The following is a 25186-nucleotide window of genomic DNA, read 5'->3' as shown; positions in this document are numbered from 1 at the left end:
CTATGAAAGCATTGTTTTTATTAAGCTTATTGAGTTTTACGGTTTGCTTTTCTCAAAATCAAGACTCACTAAAACTAAAGATCGATTACGGAGTAGCATCTGAAGAATTCCAAGATTATTTGCTTATGAAGAATATTGATTTTTATAAAGTGAATATTTCAAACAAAAATCTAAAAGGAAAAACCTTTACACTTGTTTCAAAAGAATACTGGAATAAAAAATTAACAAAAATAGATACTATTATTAATCTAAAAAATCATCCAAGAAGAATAGAGTCAGATACACTTTCCTTCAATATTATAACTGAAAAAGTGAGTAATGATAGTTTGCAGTTGTTTGTTAAATTTAAAGGGCTTTTAAGCATTAATAGAAAATATAAAACGACAGAGACTAATAGCTATTCTGCAAGAGATTTATCTAATGGAAATGAAACGAATTTTCAATTAGGAAAATCATTTCCGTTATTGGTTTATACTTTGCCTTATAAAGACCCTAAATATCCTGGCTATTTATTTTATTGTGAGTTAACAAAAGAAGGTATTCCGCCAGAAGAATGGGGAGATAAATTCAACCTTGAACATTACATTATTTTTGAAATGCAGTTTGAATAACACTTAACCTCTAAACAAAAAGAAATCATCTTTCATATCCTCAATTTGAGCATCTTCGTTTGTGATGATGTAATCAATGGCTTTAGAGGTAAAAGCGTCGCCTTTTTCGGTAAGTGAAACAATATTGTCTTTTATAACAATCATATTGTTTTTTTGAGCCAAATCCAACACTGTTTTAGAACGTACTTTTTGCCAATTAATATGCTCGTTGAGGTGTTTTACGTGGCGCTCAGAAAGGTCATCGTGATTTTTTAAATGCAACAAAAATGTAAGCAAAGAAACCTCTGTGCGTTGTTGCTTTTCTCTATACATCACAGCAATAATACCTTTTGAAGGCGCAAAAAGATATACCATAAGAAAAACTAAGCCTAAAACGGTAGTTATTGAGCCAGCAATTGAGGCATCTAACAAATGCGCAACCCAATAGCCTAAAACAGCACTCAAAACACCAAAACCTATAGCCAAGGCCAACATCTTTTTTAAATCTGTAGTTAATAGATAAGCCGCAGCAGCAGGTGCAATCATTAGGGCAACAACCAAAATAGCACCAACAGCATCAAAAGCACCAACTGTAGTTACAGAAGATACAGACATTAAGCCATAGTGAATAATGGCAGGCGAAAACCCGAGTGAAGCGGCAAGGCCTTTGTCAAAAGTGCTAAGTTTTAGTTCTTTAAAAAAGGTAATAAGAAGCGTGACAGTAACAAGAAGAATAGTGCCAATTATCCAAAGTGATTTTGGACCAATATCGGTTCCTCCAACAATCAACCTGTCAAAGGGTGCAAAAGCGAGTTCGCCAAGCAAAACAGCATCAGTGTCTATATGCACATCATTGGCGTTTTTAGCAATTAATATAACACCAATACTAAAGAGAATAGGAAACACCAAACCAATGGCAGTGTCTTCTTTTACCAATCCTGTTTTTTGAATATACTCAACAATCACAACCGTAATAATACCAGTTAAAGCAGCAAATAGAATGAGTAAAGGCGAATTTAAGTCGTGCGAAATAAAGAAGCCAATAACTATTCCAGGTAAGATGGAATGACTAATAGCATCGCTTATCATAGCCATTTTTCTAAGTACTAAAAATGTACCAGGAATGGCACAGGCAATGGCAACCAAACTTGCAATTAATTGTATTTCTAACTGAGCGTTATTCATCAGATGCGTTTTGTTGGTTGTATAAATTTGAAGCGGTTTTAAAACCTTCTTCCGTAAGATGCCACATATTGCCATCGAGTTCTACAAAACCTCTATCCACTAATTTTTGAAGTGTCCCTTTTGTATATCCTTGAAAGTTATTCAATATTTTTATGGTGTGCGGATGCGAAATATTATCGTGTGTTTCGGCAATGTGATACATAAACGCCAAGGTTTTGTGAAGTTCTAAATCTCGACGATTTTTCACAAATCTTATTTGCTTGAATAAGAGCCCTCTTTTAGGCGAAAAAACAAAAGAAAACAATACAAAAATACCTGCAACAATAACAATTACAGGACCAGTTGATAAATTGTTTTGGCTTGCGCTAACAGCTGTGCCAAACACACCCGAAAATGCGCCAAAAATAGCAGCTAGTAATACCATCTTAGACAAGCTGTTGGTCCATTGTCTTGCAGCAGCAGCAGGTGCTAAAAGCATAGCGCTCATTAAAACCACGCCAACGGTTTGAAGCCCAAGTACAATAGCCAATACAATAAAACTAGTAATTAGAATATCTATGGTTTTAGTGTTAAAACCCAGAGTTTTGGTGTAGTCAGCATCAAAAAGTAATATTTTAAATTCTTTCCAAAAGGTTAGCATTACAATAAGACAAATTCCTGTGACGATAGCCATCATCCAAACATCGCTTTCTACCAAAGTTGCCGCCTGACCAAAAAGGTATTTATCCAAACCAGCTTGGTTGGCATTGGGTTGCTTTTGAATAAACGTAAGTAGCAACATTCCAAAGCCAAAAAAGACGGATAGAATTAGACCTAAGGCTGTGTCTGATTTTAAATGTGTTTTGGTAACGATGCTTCTAATCCAAAATGTACCGATAAGACCACTGACTAAAGCACCAAGCAATAAGGTGTTTGTGTCTTTTGCGCCAGTAATTAAAAATGCAATTGCAATACCAGGCAAAGCCGCATGAGAAATAGCGTCGCCAAGCAAACTTTGTTTTCTAAGCACAGCAAAACTTCCCAACATTCCTGTTACTGCGCCAAGGATAGCAGTACCAAGTGTTATGGTTCTTAGTGTGTAGTCTGTAAAGACGAGTTCTATGTATTCTATTAAGTCTATAATTCTCTTTTTTCAATCTGAAATGTCACACTTAGCCTATCGAAAGGTTTGTGCAGATTTCATATTTTCTTAGTCCATAGGTGTGCAAATTTCTATCAAGAATCCATTGATGTCTCTTAGATAACCTACTTTTTGTCCCCAAGGTTTTTCTTTTATTGGTTCGTATTCAGTGGCACCTGCTTTTAAAGCGTTTTCGAAATCAGCTTCGATGTTTTCGGTTGAAAAAGCCATTTCAATTCCAAAAGGTTTGCCGTTAGACTCTAATTTTTTAAATCCATTTTTAAAATTTGAATCACCTAAATCATTAGAAGCAAAAGCAATGGTTGTTTGTCCAGAAATAAGTTCACCATAATCACTATCAGGTGACAAAAATTTCTTTTTAAAACCAAAAGCTTTGTTGTAAAACGATATGGTCTGTTCTACATTGTCAACATAAAGAATCGTATATGCGTATTTCATATTTAAATTAATTTAGAATTTCTGCCTTCACGGTAATTACCACTAACCACTACCTACTAATCACTATTCCTGTATACTCACTTTATAATTAATACCATAAGTTTTAGTGAGGTTATCATCATTAAAGATGTCTTTAACTGGTCCTGTGGCAATTTTTTTCACGTTTAAAAAAGTAACCCAATCAAAATATTCTGGTACAGTTTGTAAATCGTGATGTACTACAATAACGGTTTTTCCTGCTTTTCGTAAGGCTTTTAGAATATTAATAATTGCTATTTCGGTTGAAGCATCCACACCTTGAAACGGTTCATCCATAAAATAGATAGATGCGTTTTGCACCAAAGCTCTGGCCAAGAAAATACGTTGTTGTTGTCCACCAGAAAGCTGACTAATTTGTCGGTTTTTAAAAGGAAGCATTCCAACTTTTTCTAAGGCTTCAAGCGCTGCTTTTTTTTCTTTCTGTCCTGGTCGTTTTATCCAGCCTAGACTGCCATAAGTTCCCATCATTACAACGTCTAAAGCTGTAGTAGGAAAATCCCAGTCTACACTACCTTTTTGAGGCACGTAAGCTACAAGTTTGCGTTGTTTTTCATAAGGTTTTTCGTAAATGCTAACACTACCAGCAATAGGCTTAAGAATCCCTAAAATAGATTTTATAAGAGTCGATTTTCCTGCACCATTTGGGCCAACAATAGCCATAAGCACACCTTCCGGAATTTCTAAATCGATATCCCAAAGTACTGGCTTGTAGTTGTAAGCTACAGTGAGGTCATCTACTTTTACGGCTAATGTTTTCATTTAAAGTAGAGCTTTTACAATCGTTTTAATATTATATCTGTACATCCCAAGATAAGTACCTTCAGGAGTTCCGGCATTTCCTAAAGCGTCAGAATAAAGTGTACCTCCAATAATGACTTCATAATCTTTGGATTTTACAGCTTTTTGAAGAGCTTCAATAGTACGTTTAGGAACAGAGCTTTCTACAAAAATAGCTTTGACTTTATGGTCTATTATAAATGAAGCTAATTTTTGCACGTCTTGCACACCAGCTTCGGTAACAGTAGATAAGCCTTGTAAACCAACAACTTTAAATCCATAAGCTCTGCCGAAATAATTAAAGGCATCGTGGGCAGTAACTAATATTCTTTTTTCTTCTGACAGTGCATTTACGGTGCCTTTAATATCTTCTTCAAGTTTATCTAGTTTTGATAAATAGGCTTTTTCATTGGCTTCGTAAAGTGCTTTGTTTTTAGGATCTTGTTCAGAAAGTGTATTGGTAACTTGTTTTGTGAATTCTTTAAAATATTCAATATTAAACCAAACATGAGGGTCGTAATTAGAAGCAAAATTTTCTGAACCAATTAAGCCATTTTTATGTATTTTTTCTGCTAAAGCAACAGTTGTTATGCCGAGACCTTCCATTTTTTCAAATACATCAACTAGCTTCCCTTCAAGATGTAAACCATTGAAAAAGATGACGTCTGCATTGGTTAGTTTAGATACATCTCCTTCGCTGGCTTTGTATAGATGTGGATCGACTCCACTACCCATTAAACCTTGAACATTTATAGCATCTCCACCAATATTTTTTACCAAATCGGTAATCATTGTTGTTGTAGTAACAACATTTAGCTTACCGTTAGTTTTGGTGTCATTTTTACAGCTAAAAACGGTTGCAATAAGTAATAAAAGATAGTATGCTTTTTTCATGGTTTAAAATTTAATGTGAAAGTACTAAAATTCATTTATTAATTTAGTTTATATCTTAGCCCAACAAATGCTCTTATACCTTGGTTAGGGCCATATACATACGAAGGGTCAAAAGTTAAGGCATACGGATTATCAGCAGTAGGTACAGCATTCCCGTTATTATCAAACTGTACATTTTCGTCAAATGGATCGTCTGCTCTTGCAATTATAAACGGATTTCCTTTGTTTGGTGTCCAGTTGAGTAAGTTCTTAACACCTCCATAAATTTCAAAATTATCAAAACCATCATAAGTCAGTTGAATGTTTTGAATGCTCCATATTGGCGAATATTCTTGTCTTGGATCTAGCTCGCCAAGCAATGGCAATCGCATTGATCCATATATATTTCCTGTGTAATCTAAGGTTAGATTTGTTGGATAGTGTTTATATGAAAACGACCAAACTCCAGTAAATCGTTCTGTAAGGATTTGCCTTGTTGTTGTACCATTTTCGGTTTGTGATACATCTTGGTAGGTAGCGCCAAGAGACGCTTTAATACCATTTCCAAATACAGCGTCAGCATTAAAACTTATCCCTTTTGAAGTGGAATGACCATCAAGATTATCATAGATTATTTGGTTTGGGTTGGTATCGTAATCCGGTAAAATAGCATTGGTAAAATAGGTGTACCAAACAGATGTGTCAAACGTAAACATCATTCCGTTGTTGAGGTAGAGTTTTTTTAGATAATTGAGGTTAATGTTATAGGATTCTTCGGGCTTCAAAGCCTCTTCTATAACAACTTCTCTTGAGCCTGTTAATGCAGCATGATCTTCTGTAAATAAGTTGACAACTCTAAAGCCTGTGCCAGCATTCAGCCTAATAATATCATCTTCTGTAGGCTTAAAGCGGTAAGCAATTCGAGGTGTAAAAATATTTCCGTGCCTACTGTCATAATCATATCGCATTCCTAGTAATACGCTTTGCTTTTTGGTAAAATTTATCTCATCTTGAATAAATAGAGAAGGTATGGTAACTTCATCTGCATTTACGGTAGCTGTGGTATTATCATTATAATAGTTGTAGCGTAGGGCAGTACCAATAAGTAAATCGTGTTTGCTTACTTTTTTGTCCCAAATAAACTGACCAAAACCAATACGTTGTTGTGCTAAATAAGGTGTGTTACCATATACCGAATTTTGGTCGTGGTCTGAGTATGAGAATTGAAAGTTTACCTTTTCTTTTATTGGAAGTTGGTAGTTTCCTAAAAACTCAAAGCGAGAGGTGTAGATGCTTTCTCCATAAACTTCGTCTCCACCTCTGTAGCTAGGACTCCATTGCATTTCTCCGCCCCAACGATCCTCGTAAAAATAGCGACCTGCTAATGAGAACTTTCGGTTGTTTGCGCGCTCAAAGTCCCATTTTTGAAAAATTGAAATACGATCTTGCAAGGTAACATCCGTAAAATTATCATTGTTGTTATCTATGGGATTGCTGTAGTTAAAATAGTTGGCACCAAAAAGAACTGTGGCTTTTTCGCCAACTTTAGACTTAAAACCAACATCTAGATTGGCTTCTCCCCAACCTGTTACAAAGCCATCGGCAAAAAAGCGTGGTGCATTTTCGGGAAGTTTGGTGATGATGTTAATGAGTCCACCAACAGCTTCGCTACCGTAAAGTGAAGAAGCAGGACCTTTAACAATTTCAACTTGTTCGATTAACGAGTTAGGAATGCCAGACAAGCCGTAAACGGTTGATAGACCACTGACAATAGGCATTCCGTCTATCATTACCAACGTGTAAGGTCCTTCTAAACCATTAATATGAATGTCGCCTGTATTGCAAACATTACAATTTAGTTGAGGTCTTACTCCGTTAACATTTTGTAATGCTTCAAAAATATTTGGTGTGGGATTCTTTTTTAAAAATGTTGGTGAATAAACTTCAACAGGTACAGGACTTTCTAAACGTGATACTGCTTTTAGTGTTCCTGTAACAATTACTTCATCTAGTGCGTCACTTTGGTTAAGTTCAAAATTAATGACAACATCACTATTAGAAATCGTTATTTTCTTTTTCTGAGTTGTAAATCCTGTGAACGAAACGACAATGTTATATGTGCCTTGAGAAACATTTGTGATAATAAATTTTCCATTTTCATCTGTAATAGCACCTTTAGTAGTACCATCTAAAATAATATTGGCATAAGGTAGCGGCAGATTTTCGCTCGTTACTTTTCCGGAAATAGAGTAGGTGTTCTGTGCTGCAAGAACTTGCAGAAAAGAGAATAGAAAAAAAACTATTAATCGCCTCACGTAAATTATATTTTTAGCAAATATAAAAACAAATTTAGATAAGTCTAAAAATTATTTAAGAATAATAACTTTACTATATTTGTGTATAGCGAAAAAATGATGATAACACTTACCGAAGAAAATTATATTAAAGCCATATACCATTTAAGTAACAATGGTACAGAAAACGTAAATACTAATGCAATTGCAGAGGCTATGAGCACCAAAGCATCTTCTGCAACAGATATGATAAAAAAGTTGTCTGAAAAAAATTATGCAGATTACAAAAAGTATCAAGGTGTTACGCTGACAGAGAAGGGGAAACGCGTTGCTGTAAATATTATTAGAAAGCATAGGCTTTGGGAAGTGTTTTTGGTTGAAAAACTAAATTTTACTTGGGATGAAGTGCATGAAGTTGCAGAACATCTAGAACATATAAAGTCTGATAAACTCATTGATGAACTCGATGCGTTTTTAGAACACCCAACACACGATCCTCATGGAGATCCAATACCAGACAAGGATGGTAATTTTCAGCATATAGACAAAATTGTATTAGCAAAGGCTAACATTGGTGTTGCTTATAAATGTGTTGGTGTAGATGATACTTCAACAGCATTTCTTCAGTATTTAGATAGTAATGGTATTGCGCTTGGTACTATGATCACTGTGATGCACAAAGAGCCTTATGATAACTCTGTAAAAATTCAGCTTAAAGATTCTGAAATTGTAGTGTCTCAGAGTGTGGCCAAAAACTTGTATCTCAAAAAGATATAAAGCTTAAAATTTTCATAAATATTGGAAGTTGTGGTTTGGGTTCGCTTTCTGTGAAATAAATTTGACTTTAATTCTAAAACCACAATGATGAATTTTCGTTTCAGACCAGCTTTTTTAAGTGTTTTAACTTTTGTTTTTTTATGTAATTGTAATGATGCAAAATCGTCAAAACAAGTTGAAGAAGAATCAAATATTACAAAAGAACAAACCGAAGTAAAAGAAGAGCTTACTTGGTTAGAGCAAACTGAAAAAGCACACAAGAAATCTGAATTATTGTCGCACGATGCTATTGCGCTTGATATGGTGATTAACTTTGGTGGAAACGAGCGGCTGAATGGTAGAATGACTTTTTTAACCAATTCAACCAAAGGAAAAATTGAATTAAAAGATGGTACTGCTATTTATTTTGATGGCGCAAAAGTCTTTCATTCGCCAGACTTAAAAAATGAAAAAGCAGCACGTTTTGATGCTTATACCTGGATGTATTTCTTATTATTCCCTTCAAAAATAGGAGATGATGGAGCTGTTTTAAAGGATTTAGGTCAATTGCAAATGAATGATGTGGCTTACAATGCACAGCACTTATCATTTAAGGGCAATATTGGTGATGCGCCAGATGATTGGTATGTCATTTACAGCAATACTGAAACAAACTTAATTGATTACGCAGGTTACATAGTAACGGCTAATAAATCTTTGGAAGCTGCAGAAGCAGATCCACACGCTATTGGTTACGAAGATTATAAATCCATAGATGGAATTCCTGTACCACACAGTTGGAAATACTACGAATGGACTAAAGAAAAAGGTCTTGGTAAAGAAATAGGTTTTGCAAACTTGAGTAATGTTGAATTTGTTGATGTGGATGCTTCAACCTTTGCTATTCCTGAAGGGTTTGTAGAAAAATAGATTACTCTAAAGTATCAATAATTGGCGTTTCTTCAATTTCTGGAATCTTTAATTCATCTAAAAATTTACCATTTTCGAAAATGTCAATTATTCGTATAGCTTTTGGTGTTTTGTTGTAGTTAACAATTTTAAAGTTGAAATAGAAGAAGCAATCGCATTCTGTGATAGGATATTCTCCATTTATATTTGGCAAATCAAGTTCAACAATTAGAGTGTCATTTACTTCAGAAATGTTTTTGAAAAATGCTCTGCTCCACGAGCAATTTAATATATAACCTATCCTTACATTTAAATTGTTGTCGACCTTGGCAGTTTTTACGCCAATTGAGTCTAAACCACAATTAGTCTGACATTCTGAAACTTGAAATTCTTTAATCTTTTTATTTAAAGATTGAGGTTTTGGCTTTGAGCATCCAATAAATAAAAAGAGAATGAAAGAATATAAGATTAGGTTTTTCATTCAATACTATAATTTGAAGTTTAGCTACACCCACAAGCATCAGAACCACAAGATTTGCTTGAAGCTTTTTTAGGTGTCCAAATAAATTTTCGGACTAAAAAACCAAGTGCTAAAATCAGCGTAGAAAAGGCAAGTATATTTTGAATAATTACGTTCATCTTATGTTTAGTCGAGTTTTTCTTTTTAGACTTTCAGGTTTACTTCAAAAATTGAAAAGCTACTAAAGCAGCAATGTAAGCAATTGCGCTCATAACAGCAAGTTGATACATAGGCCATTTCCACGAGTTGGTTTCGCGTTTTACAATGGCCAACGTGCTCATACATTGCATTGCAAAGGCATAAAACAACAACAGTGAAATACCAGAAGCAAAGGTAAACACCATGGTACCATTACTGTGTGTTTCTGCTGCCATTTTACTTTTTATAGTATCTCTGGCTTTGTCTTCGTCTTCAATATCGTTAGCGCTTCCTATGCTGTAAATGGTAGCTAGCGTACCAACAAAAACTTCTCTTGCAGCAAACGATGTTACAAGTCCTATGCCTATTTTCCAATCATAGCCAAGAGGTTTTATTACAGGTTCTATGGTTTTGCCAATAATACCTATATAAGAATATTCTAGTTTTTGTTCAGCAATTTTATCGTTTAGGTCTTCTTCTGAAAGTGTAGGATATTCTTTTGTTACAATCTCTTCAGCATTATTAAATTGGTCTCCAGGACCATAAGAAGCCAAAAACCATAATACAATTGAAATGGCTAGGATGATCTTACCAGCTTCAAAAACAAAAGACTTGGTTTTTTCTAAAACCGTGATGCCAATATTTTTTGCAAGCGGTAATTTGTAATTAGGCATTTCTACCACAAAAAAGGATTTGCTCTTTATTTTTAAGACCTTGTTTAGTAGCCATGCAGAGCCTACAGCTGTGCCAAAACCAATTAAATACAAAAGCATTAAAGTTAGCGCTTGGTAGCTTAAACCTAGTATTCTTCCATCAGGAATTACTAATGCGATAAGAATAAGGTATACTGGCAAACGTGCTGCACAGGTTGTAAATGGTGTTACCAAAATTGTGATGAGACGTTCTTTCCAACTTTCAATATTACGGGTTGCCATTACTGCCGGAATTGCGCAAGCTGTACCAGAAATAAGTGGCACAACACTTTTTCCGCTGAGTCCAAAACGTCGCATTATACGATCCATTAAAAACACAACACGGCTCATATAGCCTATTTCTTCTAGTACTGATATAAATAAAAACAGAAAAGCAATTTGCGGTATAAAAATAACAACACCTCCAATTCCAGGTATAATACCTTCGGTGAGTAAATCTGTAAAAACACCAGCAGGTAATACTGATTTTGCCCATTCGCTTAGCGAGCCAAATGAAGCGTCAATAAAGTCCATAGGAACTCCTGTCCAATCATAAATGGCCTGAAAAATAAGCAAGAGGATAAGTCCAAAAATAACATAGCCCCAAACTTTGTGCGTTAAGATTCTGTCCAGTTTAATTCTAAGGTCTTTTGCTGTGGCTAAATCTATGGTTTGCCCTTTTTTGAGCACGTTATTGATAAATTGATAACGCTTTATGGTCTCCTTTTGCTGAAGACGTTTTAGATCTGTTTTAGACTTTGTTTTAAAATCTTCAACACCATCAATGGTGTGTCTGTCTAAATTGCCAAAATTGACATCTTGGGTAATGACTAACCAAAGTTTGTAAAGTTGCTGATTAGGAAATACTTCTTTTAAGTTTTCAAAATATGCAGCATCAATGTCAGAGGCATCCATACAAGGCTCTGTAGAAAGCGTTTTGTAATCTGATATTATTGTTTTTAGCTGGTCAATACCTTTGTTTTTTCGTGTACTTATGAGTGCAATTTTTGTGTTGAGTTGCTCTTCTAAGTACGGTATGTCTAGTGAAATACCTTTGTACTCCATTCTGTCAGACATGTTGATGGCAAGAATGGTAGGAATTTCAAGATTTTTTATTTGAGTAAAAAGTAAAAGATTACGTTTTAGGTTTTCAACATCACAAACAATAACAGCAACATCCGGAAAATCTTTATGTTCTTTATTAAGAAGTAGTTCTATAACTACATTTTCATCTAATGAAGAAGCATTAAGACTGTAGGTACCTGGTAGGTCTAGAATATGTGCTTTTACACCACGAGGCAGTTTGCACACACCTTCTTTTTTTTCAACAGTAATGCCAGGATAATTACCAACTTTTTGGTTTAAGCCTGTTAAAGCATTAAATACGGAGGTTTTACCAGTGTTTGGGTTACCTATTAACGCAACATTAATCTGTTTACTCATTTACAATTTCTATTAAAATATGAACTGCTGTTTCTTTTCTAATGGCAAGATGAGATCCGTTAATATTTAAATACATAGGATCTGCAAAAGGTGCTACTTGCACAAGCTCTACCACATTACCAGGTAAACAACCCATTTCTAGAAGTTTTAATGGAATATGAATTGAGGACACATCTTTAATGATGCCTTGTTCGCCACGTTTTAAGTCTGCAAGTGTCAAGCTGTTCTTATTTAGATTGATTTTAAAGAAGCAAAAATACGCTAAAAAGTTATTTAGCTAAAACCCTTTTATAAAGATTTTAAGATTCGTTCTTAAGGTTTTCTATGTCTTCTAGTAATTTTTTTATGTCTTCTGGGTTAGTTCCGTCGTAAAAACCTCTTATTTGACGGTTTTTGTCAATGAGCATAAAATTTTCGGTATGTATCATGTCATATACATCTCCATTACCATCTGTTTTTACAGCTAAGTAACTTTTTCTAGCCAGCTCATAGATTTGCTTTTTATCTCCGGTAACTAAGTTCCATTTGCGGTCTATAACTCCTTTTTCTTTAGCATATTTTTTTAATTGAGCTACACTATCAATTTTAGGTGTTACAGAATGCGATAACAACATTACGTCGTCGTCGCTTATAATTTCTTTTTGAATTTGATACATGTGATTTGTCATAATAGGACAAATGGTTTGGCAGGTTGTAAAAAAGAAATCTGCTACATATATCTTGTCTTTGTAGGTGTCTTGAGTTATGGTTTCTCCATTTTGATTTAAGAGGCTAAAATCAGCAATCTTATGATATTTTATTTGATGCTGAATAGTGCTGTCTACAAGTTCTTCGCTAACCATTGCAGGCTGATAAATAGGAAGTGGCTGCGGAACATTAAGGATGTTATAAATAACAATTAGAATGATAACGGATAGTACTGAAAAGAAAATTCCGAATTTTTTATATTCTTTAAAAAAAGAGAGGAAAGACATAGCTTTGGCTTCTAAAAATAGTGAAATGCAAAGGTACGATTAAGGTGAATCTTCTTGAATTTTTTTAACAGAAATATAGAGCTTTAATGCAATGATTTATAATTCATTGTTAAAAATATTCTCATTAAAAATACATTTGTTTTCTAAATGCCTTGAAAACATTACTTTTGTCAATCGAAATTTGAAAATGACTACATGGAATTTGTAATTAAGATATCCCAATTCTTATTGAGTTTATCCCTTCTTATCGTGTTGCACGAGTTGGGTCACTTTATACCAGCAAAACTTTTTAAAACTAAGGTTGAAAAATTTTACCTCTTCTTTGATGTAAAGTATTCTCTTTTCAAAAAGAAAATAGGAGATACCGTTTATGGTATTGGCTGGTTGCCTCTAGGAGGTTATGTAAAAATAGCCGGAATGATAGATGAAAGCATGGATAAGGAGCAAATGGCACAACCGCCAAAACCATGGGAATTTAGATCTAAGCCAGCATGGCAACGCCTTATTATAATGCTAGGTGGTGTTACGGTAAACTTTATTTTAGCCTATGTTATTTATGTTGCTGTATCGTTTACTTACGGTGATTCAGATGTAAAGGTAGATAGTTTAAAAGACGGTTATTCTATAGAAAATCCATTGCTAAGTGATCTTGGTTTTAAAACCGGAGATAAGGTTTTAGCTATTAATGATGAGCCAATCGTTAATGATTCAGACATTGGATTTAACTTAATAAAAGCTCAATCGATTACAATAAGTAGAGATGGTAAAACGCAAACTATTAACTTACCAGAAGACTTTTTAGGCCAATATTCTGCGAGTGGTGTAAAATCTAATTTTGAATACCGCATACCTTTTATGGTAGGTGCTGTTGCAGATTCTTCTCTTAATAAAGGAAAAGGCTTAAAGCAAGGAGATGTTATTTCTAGTATTAACGGAACACCTTTAAAGTATTACGATCAGTTAAATGAAGTCATAAAAGATTTAAAGAACACAAGTGTAACGGCTGAAATTTTGCATGAAGATAATTCAAAATCTACAATGGAACTTCAGCTTGATAAGGATGGTAAGTTTGGTATAAGACCATATAATAACCCTAAGCGATTTGAAGAATTAGGGTACTATGATATCTTTAGAAAAGAGTATAGTTTTGGTGAAAGTTTTGGTGCTGGTTGGCGAAAATTTACCAAAACCATAAGTAATTATGGAGATCAATTAATGGCTATTTTTAACCCAAGTACAGGAGCATATAAAGGCTTAGGTGGATTTAAGGCTATTTACGATCAGTTTTCGCCAGTTTGGAGCTGGCCTTATTTTTGGGGATTAACAGCGTTTTTATCTATAATGCTAGCTATTCTTAATTTGTTGCCAATACCTGCCTTAGATGGTGGTCATGTAATGTTTTTGCTATACGAAATGATATCTGGACGCAAGCCAAGTGAAAAATTCTTAGAACGAGCACAAGTTGTAGGATTCTTTATTTTAATAGCATTAGTGCTATTTGCAAACGGAAATGATATCTTTAAAGCAATAACTCAATAAAAAAAATGCGATTTGGTATTGCAGAGATTAAAAAATAATTTATATTTGCGCTCGCTAAAGCGAAAAAATACCTTCCTCAGTAGCTCAGTTGGTTAGAGCATCTGACTGTTAATCAGAGGGTCGTTGGTTCGAGCCCAACCTGAGGAGCAAAAAAAGCCTGATAAAATTATCAGGCTTTTTTGTTTTTATATAATTTTTTTGGCCTCTTTTACATAAAAATTATGTTTCCGTTTTACTGTCTTGTAAACAATGAATAAAACAGCTTATAAGAGCGTCTAATGTTGTTTGTTTTATACGTTTAGGGTTTTCGATGTTTTTGCTTTTGCGGTGTATAACAGCTTTAAAAATCGAAACTGAGAAAAAGGTATTCTTAGTTAGTAACTGCAGAAAAATATTTAATTAGCAGTTTGTGTAATTTTTCTGGGCACAAAGGTTTTGATAAATAATCTTTCATGCCAAAAGTGATAGATTTATTAATGCTTTGTGAGGTTACATCGGCAGATAAGCCAATAACAATTACTTCAGGCTTATTTTCTTTAATAAGGCGTGTAGCTTCATAACCATCCATGTGAGGCATGTGTATATCCATGAAAACTAACTGATAATCTTTTTCATTTGCCATTTTTACAGCAGATATACCATCGTTAGTGTAGTCTGGTTTTACGCCAAGTTTTTCCAGAAGTTTCGTTAAGACAAGTACATTTATATTATTATCATCTACAACTAAAACTTTTAGATCAGAAAAATCAAGATGTGAGATATCATCGTTGAGACTGTTAACGTCTTTTAATTGTTTATCTGAGATTTTAAAAGGTACGTTAACTTGAAATGTACTGCCAACATCAAGTTGGCTTTCAACCGAAATTTTACCACCCATTAACAAGATTAAATTTTCGCAAATAGCCAAGCCAAGCCCACTGCCTTCGTGTTTCTTTTTAATGCCTTGATCTACCTGTGTAAACCTTTTGAAAATTTTTGAAAGTGTATGTTGTGGTATGCCAATACCTGTGTCAGATACTTTAATATTAACTGTTACAACATTGTTTACTAAAGATTCTTCATATATTACTGTGGCACCACCAGAAGACGTAAATTTTAATGCATTTTTTAAGAGGTTAATAATAACCTGATTAAACTTACCTTCATCACCAATAACAGAAAAGTTAGTTGTAGATTGAGATTTTAGATCTAGATAAAGACTTTTAGATTCAAATTCATCTTTAAACTGACTTACTAGAGTTGTTATAGCCTTGCTTGGGTTATAAACAGTTTCTTTTAGGCTTACTTTACCAGATTCTATTTTATCAATCTCTAAAACATCGTTAACTAAATCGAGTAGGTTTTTAGACGATTGATCCATTAAATCTATGTAGTGGTCGTAGTTATCTGTTTTGTCAGATTTTTTAACAAGCTGAATTAAGCCTAAAATGCCATTAAGTGGTGTTCTAATCTCATGGCTCATGTTAGAGAGAAATTCTGTTTTTGCTCTAGATGCTTTTTCGGCTCTGTTTCTTTGTGTACTTAATTTTTTGTTAGTTATTTTTAGTTTTTTATTAGCTCTAATTGCTCTTTGGGTTTCTAGCCTAGATCTTAGGTAAAAATATATAAGTAAACTCATTAGGGTAGACAGTGCTATACCTAAAATAAGCATGTTGTTAGTAGAAGAGCTTTTCTCGCTTAAAAAGCTTGCTGATGCAGGCGAAACTTTAATAGACCAGTTTTGATTGTCTAAGCTATCAATCTTAAGGACGTTGGTGTACATAAAATCCTTACTTGCAATTTCTGATTGATTTTGAGTATAAAAAACGCTATTATTTTCATCCTTAATTTCTATGCTATAATCTGGTAAATTTTCCGCAAAGGCATCAAGATTTTCTTTAAAATCCATACCAGCTGTTATGGTGCCTTTAAATTCTCCGTTAAAATAAACAGGCACATCAACTAAGAAAGCATGTCCACCTTGCGTCATTTTAGACCAAGGAGTAATATTCATAGAGCCATCAATACTATGCTTTACCCATTCATCTCGTCGATAATCTACCTTAGAAATATCCAGACCAATTGCAGCTTCGTTACCTTCTGAAGGGCTTATTTTACGGATTATCATAAAATTATCAATCCACTCTATAAACTTAAAAGAAGCGTTTTGTTGCAATATTAACTCAGCATCGTGTTCCCAGAAATTAAAATAATCTCCATCAGTAATTTCAAATCTATGTTTTAAATTTTCTAAGCTTTGAATATCGCTCTTTACAATTGATAGAAATTTTTGAGAAAGTAACTCGCCAGAGTTGTGTACTCTTTCTTGTAGTGCTAACTTTTGGGCAGTAATAGACTTGTCCCATAGAAATAGGACCAATAGGTTAAGAAATAAAAAAGAGAAGAAAGGGATTAAAACCTCTCTTTTTCTGACTTTTGCATACATTTAAGGGGACTAAGGGCTCAAATATAATAAAAAATACAAATTAGACGCTTTTTGTCTAAGAATGAGTGTATTTCTTCTTTAATTCGTTTAGCATAACGTCTGTCATTGCGTCTAAATCAAAGCTATGTTGCCAATTCCAGTCTTTTCGTGCTACAGAATCATCAATAGACGAAGGCCAACTATCTGCAATGGCTTGTCTAAAATCTGGATTGTAGCTTATTTCAAATTCTGGTATACGACGTTTTATACTTTCAAAAATCTCTTTTGGAGTAAACGAAATTGCAGAAAGGTTGTATGAAGATCTTATGGTTAAGTGATCTGCAGGAGCTTCCATTAAATCTACTGTAGCTTTTATGGCATCGTCCATAAACATCATAGGTAAGCTTGTGTTTTCTGATAAAAAGCACTCATAGTTACCATTTTTAATAGCTTCATGATATATTTCAACAGCATAATCTGTTGTCCCTCCACCAGGCATTGCTTTATGGCTTATAATTCCAGGATAACGGATACTTCTTACATCAACATTATATTTATTATAGTAGTATTCGCACCAACGCTCACCAACTTGTTTGGTTATACCATACACAGTTGTTGGCTCGCAAATAGTATGTTGAGGAGTGTTGTCTCTAGGTGTTGTTGGGCCGAAAACAGCAATACTACTTGGCCAATATACTTTTTTAATAATTCCTGTTTTAGCTAAATTTAAAACATGAAAAAGTGAGTTCATATTTAGATCCCATGCTTCCATAGGATATTTTTCTCCTGTAGCACTCAAAAGTGCAGCCATAAGATAAACGGTGTCTACATTATAGTTAACACAACAGTCTTTTATGGCATTAAAATTTTTGGCGTCGATAATTTCAAAAGGACCAGAATTTACTAATTCTAGCTTTCTGGTGTTAATATCGCTGGCTATAACATTCTCTGTACCATGAATTTCTCTAAGTCTGGCAGTGAGCTCTGTGCCTATTTGTCCGCAGGCACCTATGATTAAAATTTTAGAAGACATAAGTGTAATTAAAGTATTCTCAAAAATATGAAGAATTTAGGTGTTCAAAAATTAAAATTTTCAAAAAAAATAGCCTTACAGTAAAAAGTTGATAATCTATATCTTAAGAATATACTATGAAATGAAAATAATAGTTTAAGTATATTTACAGCAAATAAAGTACAATATGAGAACAGGATTTTTGCTTCTTAATGCGTGTTTTCTTCTATTTATCAACTGTAAAGATGGTAAGCCATCTTCAGAACAAAATGCAGAAGAAAGTGCTAATACACAGCAAGTAATTACGGCAAAGACTATTGAAGGGTTTAAGTACACAGATTATGTGCTGAGCTCTAGAGGTGAAAACGCGGTTGCAGATTGGGATAAATATCAGGAATTAGCCATACAGGTTAATTACCTAAAAAAGGCAGATTTGTCTTTTTTTAATGGAGATAAAGCTCTTTTAAAAGGGTTTATAGATACTTTAAAGCTAAAAACACCTAGCATTCTCAGGTCTAATCCGGTAATATCTAGAACAGCAATTATTGAAACGTCAATCTTAAGATTGAACGAAAATTTAACACTAGATAATATTGATAACCAGCTTAAACTTGAAAGTGTAAAAGAAGTGCTAGTTGCGTTTGCTAACCTTAATTATCAAATAAATAAAAAGTTAGAACGCGATTTTTATGAGAAAATAAAGTCTGAGTATTAGAATTTTGTTTGTCTTAAAATTTTGTTAAGATGTAACATTTTCTTGTTTTACAGGTCTTATTACTAACTACATTTAATTCTAATTTAACTAAAACCAAATTATGACACGAGCATATTCTTAATATAATCGTTTTATAGAATGATCAATAGCGAATTGCATGTGACCATAATTAATCAAACAATTAAAACACATGAAAACCAATCTTAATCGCGTTCTAGCGATATCAGGTTTGGCTTTTTTTACAGTATTAGGTTGTAAAGAAGAAGCCAAGAAAGACGCTGCTATGGCAGAAGAGAAAATTCCAGGTATTATTTTGGAAAACATGGACACAAGTGTAAGTCCAAAAGAAGATTTTTACAAGTACGTTAATGGAAAATGGCTAGAAACCAATACTATTCCAGATGATGAAACTCGTTGGGGAGGATTTGGTGTGTTACGCAAGTCTACCAGAAAAGATGTATTAGAAATATTAAATACATCCAAAGAATTAGGAACCTATAAAGAAGGCTCGGACCAACAAAAAGCACTATTAATTTTTGAATCAGAGCTAGATACAGTAGCGCGTAATGCGCAAGGCATTAAGCCAATACAGTCATTGTTAGATAAGATAGATGGTATAAATAACCTAAACGATATGCAAACAGTATATGCATCGACATTAGGTGTAGGTGCACCATTTGCTGGTATTGGAGCTAATCCAGGACTTAACGATAGTAGCATGAACATGGCTTGGTTATATCCTGCAGGCTTAGGGTTACAGCGCGATTATTATTTAGACCAAGACGCGAAAACCAAAGAAATAAGAGATAAGTATGTAGCACACGTTGCAAGAATGCTTCAGTATATTAACTATACAGAAGCAGATGCAAAAGCAGCTGCAGAAAGAATTCTTGAAATGGAAACTCAACTTGCAGAGCCTCGCTTAGATAAGGTGGCAAGCAGAGATATTAGAAACTTTAACAACCCAACATCTGTTGCAGATTTACAAAAGATGGCACCATCTATTAATTGGCAAAAGTTTATGGATGATATGGGTATTGAAAAGAAAGTAGATACGCTTTTGGTAATGCAGCCAAAGTATATGATGGCTATGGATGCATTTTTAAAATCTACATCGATAGAAGATATAAAAACATTGATGGATTGGAGTACATTAAATGGTGCTTCAGGATACTTAACAACAGAAATAGAAAAAGCCAATTGGGAGTTTTATGATAAAACTCTAAATGGGTCTAAGGTAATGCGCCCAGCAGACGAGCGTGCGCTTGGTACTGTAGATGGTAGTGTTGGTGAAGCTGTAGGACAGCTTTATGTACAAGCAAAATTTCCTCCAGAAGCTAAGGAGAAAGCTGAAAAAATGATAGCTAATGTTATTAAAGCATTTCAGAATAGAATTACCAATTTAGATTGGATGAGCGAAGAAACTAAAAAGAAAGCCATAGAAAAGCTAGATAAGTTTACTGTAAAAATAGCTTACCCAGACGAGTGGGAAGATTATTCTGAGTTACAAGTTAAAGAAGGAAACTCTTATGCAGATAACATGCTAGCAATAGGTGCTTGGTCTCAAAAGAAAAATTTAAGTGAAATTAACGAACCAGTAGACAAGACAAGATGGGGAATGGCACCACAAACTGTGAATGCATATTTTAATCCACTTAATAACGAGATTGTTTTTCCGGCAGCAATATTACAGCCACCTTTTTATAACTACACAGCAGATGAGGCTGTAAATTATGGAGGAATAGGAGCTGTTATTGGTCATGAAATTTCTCATGCTTTTGATGATTCTGGTGCTCGTTTTGATGCTAATGGTAATGTAAATAACTGGTGGACACCAGCAGATTTAGAAGAGTTTGAAAAGCGAGGAAAAGCACTGGCAGACCAATACTCTGCGCTAGAGGTTTTAGACAGTGTTTATGTAAACGGACCTTTTACTTTAGGTGAAAATATTGGAGATTTAGGTGGTGTTCTTGGTGCTTATGACGGATTACAGTTATACTTTGAAGAGAACGGAAGACCAGACAACATAGATGGTTTTACGCCAGAACAACGTTTCTTTATGTCTTGGGCAACAGTATGGAGAACATTAATAAGAGATGAAGCTTTAAGAACTCAAATTAATACAGATCCGCATTCGCCAGGTCATATTAGAGCAACGCAACCTTTAAAAAATGTAGATGCATTTTATGAAGCATTTGATATTAAGGAAGGAGATGCTATGTATCTTGCGCCAGAGCAACGAGTAAGAATATGGTAGTCTAGTACTATTGATATAAAAACAAAAAAAGCTGCCTTTTTAGGCAGCTTTTTTTATGTGAAATCTTTAAAAGAACTGTCTAGTTCTGTTTAGTGGCAGCTGCAGCAGCTTGTGCTTGCTGGGCTTTTTGGCTTTCTAAACCTTGTCTGCTAACCTTTGCAAGATTAAAATTAGGATCAATGGCTAAAGCATCATTCATAAGCTTAATTGCCGCATCAACATTTGTAGCTCTGTTTTCTGTAAAGGTTAATAAACCCTTTAAGCATAAAAGCGCAGCTTTCATAGATGTTTCGTAAGGCTGTTGTGTTTCGTAAAACGCACGCTTCATATCATCCTTTACGTTGGCTAAACCATATTCAATATTAGATTTTGCACCTGCTAAATCTTTTACTTGAATTTTCATATCTGCCATTTCGTAAGCTAAATAAACGCTTGGTTCTCTCTTAAATAAAACCTCATAGTGCTCTAAAGCTAATTTTGGCTGATTAAGATTTTTTAGAGCTAAAGCTTTTACTTCAACATTCATATCAGAATCTGAAGCATTTTTTTCTACACCAATAGTGTTTAGGGCCTGCAAATATTTACCTTCAGAAAGGTATAAATATGCTAAGGTGTCTTTTCTTGCTACAGAAGGCTCTAATATATTAAGGTGCGTTAAGGCGTTAATAATACCTTGTACATCACCTTGCTTTTTCATCTCCTTGTAATAAGTCTCGTAGTGTGCTTTTAAATCTGCATTAGTCTGGGCAAAAACACTTACCGAGAAAAGCATAACAACTGCAATTGTAATCTGTTTCATTATAAATATAAATTTTGATGGCTAAAACTATAAAATTTTAAGAATATAGCTCTTAATAAACTATTAATTTCTATAGTGCCTGTTTCCAGCTGTAATTCAAAAGCTGTTCCAATTTTATACTTTCTATTAATTTTCCTTTACTTTTTTCTTCCATATTAAATTTTGGCAGCTCTAGTTGGTGCTCTTTGCAATAGTTGGTATAGTACTCTTTTTTTGAAGGATGATCTGGATGCACAGCATTTAATATTTCATTTTGAATATTTTTTTTAAGAACGAGACTTATAATATTAATGCAGTCTTCTTTGTGAATAAGATTTACAGGAGCTTCAGGATTTGATACGTTGGTTTTACCAGCTAAAAATTTAGCAGGATGCCTTTGCGAATCATACAAACCACCAAAACGAATTATAGTAGTATTGAATTTAGGATTTTTTTGAAGCGCATCTTCTATGGCAATGAGTTGTTTGGCGCTTCTAGTTGTGGCATTTGGGGCAGAACTATCATTTATAACCGGAAAATCTGATTCGTCATTAAAAACAGAAGTAGAGCTTATGTAGATAATGTTTTTAATGCTTTGAGTTGCGATAGCTTTTATTAAATGTTGTATTTCTTCAACATGATTTTTGTTAGGATTTTTTCTTAAACCAGGAGGAATGTTGATAATAACAGTGTCACTTTCTTTAAAAAAATCAGGATAATTTCCGGTAATTCCTTTTTCGTTTAGCTGAATAGTAAACGCTTCAATACCAGCATTGCTAAGTGTTTTTAGTTTGGCTTTTGTGGTTGTAGATCCTTTAACTACGTAACCATTATCGACAAAGTGTTTGGCAAGCGGAAAACCCAACCAACCACAACCGATAATGCTAATCTTCTTCTTCAAAATTTGATAAAGTTTTATGAGCTAAAAATACGTAACAATTGCGTAAGAATTTTTTCATTTTGCTAACCAATTAATTTTCAGTAACTTTAAATGAACACTAAAATTTAAATGTTATGGGAATAAAGAGTTTTCAAGGTGCGCGTAAGCAACAGCAAACAACTGCACAGGCAACTGCGCTAAAAGTAAGAGATTACATGTCTACCAATCTTATAACGTTTAGACCAGAGCAAACGGTACAAGAAGTTGTAGAGTCTTTAATAAAGTATAAGATTTCTGGAGGACCAGTAGTTAATGACAGGCAAGAGTTGATTGGTATTATCTCTGAAGGAGATTGTCTTAAGCAACTTAGTGAAAGCCGTTATTACAACATGCCATTAGAGCACGATAATGTAGAAAAGCGTATGGCAAAGGATGTTGAGACTATTGATGGTAATATGGATGTTTTTGATGCTGCAAATAAGTTTTTAAACTCTAAACGAAGGCGTTTTCCTATTGTAGAAAATGGTAAGTTAGTAGGTCAAATTAGCCAAAAGGATATTCTTAAGGCAGCTTTAGAACTTAAAGGCGAAAATTGGAATAGCACCACTAAAGGCTAATCATCTCGTTTTACCAGAGCGTAATAATCACTTTCTAATGGTAAATAGCCTTGGTCGTATACAAAGTAGTATATAGCTCCTGCTTTTGTAGTGTATATGCTTGTAAAATAGTTAAAATCAAATCCTTTTTCTATAAGCTTAGCTCTAGAGCATTTTGTTTTCTTGTTGGGATTGAGCATCTCTAAGATTCTGTAGTTTTTTCTAAGACGATTATTGGTATTTCGTATTAAGTTTTTAGAGTCTTTGTTAATACGATTGTTGTGACCATTTCTACAGCTATCACTACAAAATTTTTTGTCAATTCGGCCAATGATTCTATCTCCACACTCAGGACATTTTCTTTGCATAAGCTTAAAATTTTGAATAAAATAAATACAAAATACTAGAAAACAAATGATTATGAAAGATTTATAGGTGTTTTCTTATAGGAAATTACCTTATATCTAAGGATTATTTTTTATTTTTGAAATGTTAAGATTTATTAAGGGGAATCTTAATCTAATCCTTAGAACATAAAAATTAGTAGCCAACACAAAGCACCTCTATATAGAGGTGCTTTTTTATTTTTTTTGAAATTCTTTTAAAACTTTAATTGTGCTTGTATTCTCATAAGTCCTCCATTTTGATGGTTAATAGGATTTTCAAAATCTTCATATCTACGATCAGAAAAAGTATACTCAGCCAAAAATTCGAAATGAGGAATTGGGTGCCATTCTATGCCAATCTCAGCATCTTTTACGGTGTAACTTCTGGCATCTAGTTCGTGTTTTTTTCCTCCTTTGTAGTATTGTACACGGACAAAAGGATAAAATTGTTGATTCCACTTTTCTGTATAGTAAGAAAATGTAGCATATCCTCCTTGTAAAGGTTTTACTAAAATAGAGTTTGTAGTTTTATTAAACTCAGGTCCTTCGCCAAAGTTGTATTCCATTTGAATGCCAAAAGGTTGAGGATAAAGTAAAAATGATAATGCCATCCGCTGATCTCTGTAGCCTTTAATATTTGTATTAATATCTTGACTATGATTTGTAACAACATATTTTCCTGAATAAGCTTGAATACCCAATTCTATTACTTGATTTTTTAGTTCTATAGGGTACGAAAATCGAGACACCAAGTGAAATTCATTGTTTTCATCAAAATGATTAGCAGTTTGCCCATTGTAAAATCCAAAAGCAAACAAGCCAAAGTCTCCACCACTTAAACCAGATTTTCTTAGATTTTTTATAAGCTCTCTCTTTTCTTTGGTAGCCCAATAGAAGAACACACCAAGATCTCGCTCGTCTTTTACAGCACTATTAAGAGCATCGTCTCTGTCTAAAGGTAATCTGTTGCTGCTAGATTGCATGTTTTCAAAACCATAAGGAACTTTGCTTTGTCCTATTCTAATGCGAAATTCATTTTTTTTGTCTAAACCCACATCAATGTAGGCGTCTTTTAAACGCCCAACATGATGGTTTTCTCCAATAGATTTAGCAAAATCTGGTTGAAAGTAGAAAAATATTTGAGGTGAAATCTGCCCTTTAATTTTGAAGCGTATACGTCTAAAGGACATTCCATTATTATCCTTTCCCCAATTTTCATCACACTGCTCACAACTTAAGTCTGTGTTTGTTTCTAACAACCCATTGTACCTTATTTGCATATAACCACCAATATGTATTTTCTCAAACCAATTAGAAAAATTGTTTCTTTTCTGTTGTGCTTGTAAAATGTGGGTAAGGGTTATAAAAAATACAGCTAAAAGCGTCTTATACATTAGTCCGCTATTTTGCTTAAAACATTACCTGAAGCATCTATAACAATATCCCAATCTGTTTTTGTTAGAGACTTTAGCTCCATTTTATAGACTGTTTCTTTATTGTCTGTAATTTGTTCTAAGTCGTCTATTGTATAGCCTTTAAAACTTTTTTCTAATCTGTTTTTAACTGTCTTTGGTAGTTCTTTTTTAGAAATATCTTTCTTGTGCTTCACTATTTTTCCTTCGGTATTGTACCATACTTCATGGTCTATATTCCAGCCAATTTCAAAGTCTACACTATATAAGTTGCCATCCATTTCCCATTCTATATCTGTTGCTTTAGAGAATTCTTTGTTAAACTCATTAACAATAACCGATGGAACTTGGTTTTGAGGAATGTCTTGTGCTTGTAGTGTTGATAAAACAGCTAGAGTAGTGCCAATAATTAAAATTTGTGTCTTCATCTTGTAATTT

The 25186-nt window shown here is 33.9% G+C and carries 24 protein-coding genes and 1 tRNA gene; 8 read left to right on the top strand and 17 right to left on the bottom strand.

Annotated elements, in window-relative coordinates:
- Positions 1–2: 2 nt before the first annotated feature.
- Positions 3–611, top strand: a complete 609-nt coding sequence (locus tag P7122_RS04395) for a hypothetical protein (protein WP_278004563.1) — start codon at positions 3–5, stop codon at positions 609–611.
- Between the two features lie 3 nt (positions 612–614).
- Here P7122_RS04395 and P7122_RS04390 read toward each other — a convergent pair whose 3' ends face one another.
- The 6 genes from P7122_RS04390 to P7122_RS04365 all read right to left on the bottom strand — a co-directional run bounded on the left by P7122_RS04390 (position 615) and on the right by P7122_RS04365 (position 7358).
- On the bottom strand, positions 615–1775 hold the full coding sequence (locus P7122_RS04390; protein WP_278004562.1) for a metal ABC transporter permease: 1161 nt from the start codon (positions 1773–1775) through the stop codon (positions 615–617).
- Positions 1768–2895 carry a metal ABC transporter permease gene (locus P7122_RS04385; RefSeq protein WP_278004784.1) on the bottom strand — a complete coding sequence of 376 codons (1128 nt, stop codon included), beginning with the start codon at positions 2893–2895 and terminating at the stop codon, positions 1768–1770. The genes P7122_RS04390 and P7122_RS04385 overlap by 8 nt, the downstream gene beginning before the upstream one ends.
- 69 nt (positions 2896–2964) lie before the next feature.
- Positions 2965–3354, bottom strand: a complete 390-nt coding sequence (locus P7122_RS04380; protein ID WP_278004561.1) for a VOC family protein — start codon at positions 3352–3354, stop codon at positions 2965–2967.
- 63 nt (positions 3355–3417) lie between these two features.
- The gene (locus tag P7122_RS04375) at positions 3418–4152 is read right to left on the bottom strand and encodes a metal ABC transporter ATP-binding protein (protein WP_278004560.1); all 735 of its coding nucleotides are present in this window, start codon (positions 4150–4152) and stop codon (positions 3418–3420) included.
- Positions 4153–5064, bottom strand: a complete 912-nt coding sequence (locus tag P7122_RS04370; protein WP_278004559.1) for a metal ABC transporter solute-binding protein, Zn/Mn family — start codon at positions 5062–5064, stop codon at positions 4153–4155. It lies immediately after the preceding gene.
- A 38-nt stretch (positions 5065–5102) separates the two neighbouring features.
- Positions 5103–7358 carry a TonB-dependent receptor gene (locus tag P7122_RS04365; RefSeq protein ID WP_278004558.1) on the bottom strand — a complete coding sequence of 752 codons (2256 nt, stop codon included), beginning with the start codon at positions 7356–7358 and terminating at the stop codon, positions 5103–5105.
- Positions 7359–7457: 99 nt separating this feature from the next.
- On the opposite strand from P7122_RS04365, the gene P7122_RS04360 reads away from it, so the two are divergent.
- Entirely contained in the window at positions 7458–8114 is a 657-nt protein-coding gene (locus P7122_RS04360; RefSeq protein WP_278004783.1) for a metal-dependent transcriptional regulator, read from the top strand.
- An 84-nt stretch (positions 8115–8198) separates the two neighbouring features.
- Positions 8199–9023 carry a hypothetical protein gene (locus tag P7122_RS04355; RefSeq protein WP_278004557.1) on the top strand — a complete coding sequence of 275 codons (825 nt, stop codon included), beginning with the start codon at positions 8199–8201 and terminating at the stop codon, positions 9021–9023.
- 1 nt (position 9024) lies between these two features.
- Here the strand turns inward: P7122_RS04355 and P7122_RS04350 are convergent, their stop codons facing one another.
- The 4 genes from P7122_RS04350 to P7122_RS04330 form a co-directional block, all read right to left on the bottom strand.
- Positions 9025–9483, bottom strand: coding sequence for a hypothetical protein (locus tag P7122_RS04350; protein ID WP_278004556.1), 459 nt, complete (start codon positions 9481–9483; stop codon positions 9025–9027).
- 197 nt (positions 9484–9680) lie between these two features.
- Positions 9681–11795, bottom strand: a complete 2115-nt coding sequence (gene feoB, locus P7122_RS04340; RefSeq protein ID WP_278004554.1) for a ferrous iron transport protein B — start codon at positions 11793–11795, stop codon at positions 9681–9683.
- Positions 11788–12015, bottom strand: a complete 228-nt coding sequence (locus P7122_RS04335; protein WP_278004553.1) for a FeoA family protein — start codon at positions 12013–12015, stop codon at positions 11788–11790. The genes feoB and P7122_RS04335 overlap by 8 nt, the downstream gene beginning before the upstream one ends.
- A gap of 79 nt (positions 12016–12094) precedes the next feature.
- Positions 12095–12769: an SCO family protein gene (locus P7122_RS04330; protein WP_278004552.1), complete on the bottom strand. Its 675-nt coding sequence runs from the start codon at positions 12767–12769 to the stop codon at positions 12095–12097.
- 195 nt (positions 12770–12964) lie between these two features.
- Here P7122_RS04330 and rseP point away from each other — a divergent pair, with 195 nt between their 5' ends.
- Complete coding sequence (gene rseP, locus P7122_RS04325; RefSeq protein WP_278004551.1) at positions 12965–14308, top strand: RIP metalloprotease RseP; 1344 nt, start codon at positions 12965–12967, stop codon at positions 14306–14308.
- 73 nt (positions 14309–14381) lie between these two features.
- A tRNA-Asn gene (locus P7122_RS04320) sits at positions 14382–14455 on the top strand.
- A 223-nt stretch (positions 14456–14678) separates the two neighbouring features.
- Here the strand turns inward: P7122_RS04320 and P7122_RS04315 are convergent.
- Both P7122_RS04315 and P7122_RS04310 read right to left on the bottom strand, forming a co-directional pair.
- Positions 14679–16733, bottom strand: a complete 2055-nt coding sequence (locus P7122_RS04315) for an ATP-binding protein (RefSeq protein ID WP_278004550.1) — start codon at positions 16731–16733, stop codon at positions 14679–14681.
- Positions 16734–16788: 55 nt separating this feature from the next.
- A complete protein-coding gene (locus P7122_RS04310) occupies positions 16789–17745 on the bottom strand; it encodes an NAD-dependent epimerase/dehydratase family protein (RefSeq protein ID WP_278004549.1) in 957 nt (318 codons plus the stop codon).
- 166 nt (positions 17746–17911) lie between these two features.
- Between P7122_RS04310 and P7122_RS04305 the strand changes: the two genes are divergently transcribed.
- Positions 17912–18439 carry a hypothetical protein gene (locus tag P7122_RS04305; protein ID WP_278004548.1) on the top strand — a complete coding sequence of 176 codons (528 nt, stop codon included), beginning with the start codon at positions 17912–17914 and terminating at the stop codon, positions 18437–18439.
- Between the two features lie 190 nt (positions 18440–18629).
- Positions 18630–20696, top strand: a complete 2067-nt coding sequence (locus P7122_RS04300) for a M13 family metallopeptidase (RefSeq protein WP_278004547.1) — start codon at positions 18630–18632, stop codon at positions 20694–20696.
- 79 nt (positions 20697–20775) lie between these two features.
- Here the strand turns inward: P7122_RS04300 and P7122_RS04295 are convergent, their stop codons facing one another.
- Both P7122_RS04295 and P7122_RS04290 read right to left on the bottom strand, forming a co-directional pair.
- On the bottom strand, positions 20776–21495 hold the full coding sequence (locus P7122_RS04295) for a hypothetical protein (RefSeq protein WP_278004546.1): 720 nt from the start codon (positions 21493–21495) through the stop codon (positions 20776–20778).
- 70 nt (positions 21496–21565) lie between these two features.
- Positions 21566–22375: an NAD(P)H-binding protein gene (locus P7122_RS04290; protein ID WP_278004545.1), complete on the bottom strand. Its 810-nt coding sequence runs from the start codon at positions 22373–22375 to the stop codon at positions 21566–21568.
- Positions 22376–22488: 113 nt separating this feature from the next.
- Here P7122_RS04290 and P7122_RS04285 point away from each other — a divergent pair, with 113 nt between their 5' ends.
- Positions 22489–22971, top strand: a complete 483-nt coding sequence (locus tag P7122_RS04285; protein ID WP_278004544.1) for a CBS domain-containing protein — start codon at positions 22489–22491, stop codon at positions 22969–22971.
- Here the strand turns inward: P7122_RS04285 and P7122_RS04280 are convergent.
- From P7122_RS04280 to P7122_RS04270, 3 genes are all read right to left on the bottom strand, one after another.
- Positions 22968–23318 carry a hypothetical protein gene (locus tag P7122_RS04280; protein ID WP_278004543.1) on the bottom strand — a complete coding sequence of 117 codons (351 nt, stop codon included), beginning with the start codon at positions 23316–23318 and terminating at the stop codon, positions 22968–22970. The two genes, P7122_RS04285 and P7122_RS04280, sit on opposite strands and share 4 nt — an antisense overlap.
- 233 nt (positions 23319–23551) lie before the next feature.
- The gene (locus P7122_RS04275; RefSeq protein ID WP_278004542.1) at positions 23552–24730 is read right to left on the bottom strand and encodes a porin; all 1179 of its coding nucleotides are present in this window, start codon (positions 24728–24730) and stop codon (positions 23552–23554) included.
- Positions 24730–25176: a PepSY-like domain-containing protein gene (locus P7122_RS04270; protein ID WP_278004541.1), complete on the bottom strand. Its 447-nt coding sequence runs from the start codon at positions 25174–25176 to the stop codon at positions 24730–24732. Before P7122_RS04270 ends, P7122_RS04275 begins: the two co-directional genes overlap by 1 nt.
- Positions 25177–25186: the final 10 nt, after the last annotated feature.

The sequence above is a fragment of the Winogradskyella marincola genome (assembly GCF_029624125.1).
GTDB classification, from domain to species: domain Bacteria; phylum Bacteroidota; class Bacteroidia; order Flavobacteriales; family Flavobacteriaceae; genus Winogradskyella; species Winogradskyella marincola.
This window is presented reverse-complemented; position numbering and strand designations above follow the sequence as displayed.

Bases quoted from the DNA above. Each gene is read 5' to 3' on its own strand.
- P7122_RS04395 (WP_278004563.1), top strand. From the start codon at position 3: ATGAAAGCATTGTTTTTATTAAGCTTATTGAGTTTTACGGTTTGCTTT.
- P7122_RS04390 (WP_278004562.1), bottom strand. From the start codon at position 1,775: ATGAATAACGCTCAGTTAGAAATACAATTAATTGCAAGTTTGGTTGCC.
- P7122_RS04380 (WP_278004561.1), bottom strand. From the start codon at position 3,354: ATGAAATACGCATATACGATTCTTTATGTTGACAATGTAGAACAGACC.
- P7122_RS04375 (WP_278004560.1), bottom strand. From the start codon at position 4,152: ATGAAAACATTAGCCGTAAAAGTAGATGACCTCACTGTAGCTTACAAC.
- P7122_RS04370 (WP_278004559.1), bottom strand. From the start codon at position 5,064: ATGAAAAAAGCATACTATCTTTTATTACTTATTGCAACCGTTTTTAGC.
- P7122_RS04360 (WP_278004783.1), top strand. From the start codon at position 7,458: ATGATAACACTTACCGAAGAAAATTATATTAAAGCCATATACCATTTA.
- P7122_RS04355 (WP_278004557.1), top strand. From the start codon at position 8,199: ATGATGAATTTTCGTTTCAGACCAGCTTTTTTAAGTGTTTTAACTTTT.
- P7122_RS04350 (WP_278004556.1), bottom strand. From the start codon at position 9,483: ATGAAAAACCTAATCTTATATTCTTTCATTCTCTTTTTATTTATTGGA.
- feoB (WP_278004554.1), bottom strand. From the start codon at position 11,795: ATGAGTAAACAGATTAATGTTGCGTTAATAGGTAACCCAAACACTGGT.
- P7122_RS04330 (WP_278004552.1), bottom strand. From the start codon at position 12,769: ATGTCTTTCCTCTCTTTTTTTAAAGAATATAAAAAATTCGGAATTTTC.
- rseP (WP_278004551.1), top strand. From the start codon at position 12,965: ATGGAATTTGTAATTAAGATATCCCAATTCTTATTGAGTTTATCCCTT.
- P7122_RS04315 (WP_278004550.1), bottom strand. From the start codon at position 16,733: ATGTATGCAAAAGTCAGAAAAAGAGAGGTTTTAATCCCTTTCTTCTCT.
- P7122_RS04310 (WP_278004549.1), bottom strand. From the start codon at position 17,745: ATGTCTTCTAAAATTTTAATCATAGGTGCCTGCGGACAAATAGGCACA.
- P7122_RS04305 (WP_278004548.1), top strand. From the start codon at position 17,912: ATGAGAACAGGATTTTTGCTTCTTAATGCGTGTTTTCTTCTATTTATC.
- P7122_RS04300 (WP_278004547.1), top strand. From the start codon at position 18,630: ATGAAAACCAATCTTAATCGCGTTCTAGCGATATCAGGTTTGGCTTTT.
- P7122_RS04295 (WP_278004546.1), bottom strand. From the start codon at position 21,495: ATGAAACAGATTACAATTGCAGTTGTTATGCTTTTCTCGGTAAGTGTT.
- P7122_RS04285 (WP_278004544.1), top strand. From the start codon at position 22,489: ATGGGAATAAAGAGTTTTCAAGGTGCGCGTAAGCAACAGCAAACAACT.
- P7122_RS04280 (WP_278004543.1), bottom strand. From the start codon at position 23,318: ATGCAAAGAAAATGTCCTGAGTGTGGAGATAGAATCATTGGCCGAATT.
- P7122_RS04275 (WP_278004542.1), bottom strand. From the start codon at position 24,730: ATGTATAAGACGCTTTTAGCTGTATTTTTTATAACCCTTACCCACATT.
- P7122_RS04270 (WP_278004541.1), bottom strand. From the start codon at position 25,176: ATGAAGACACAAATTTTAATTATTGGCACTACTCTAGCTGTTTTATCA.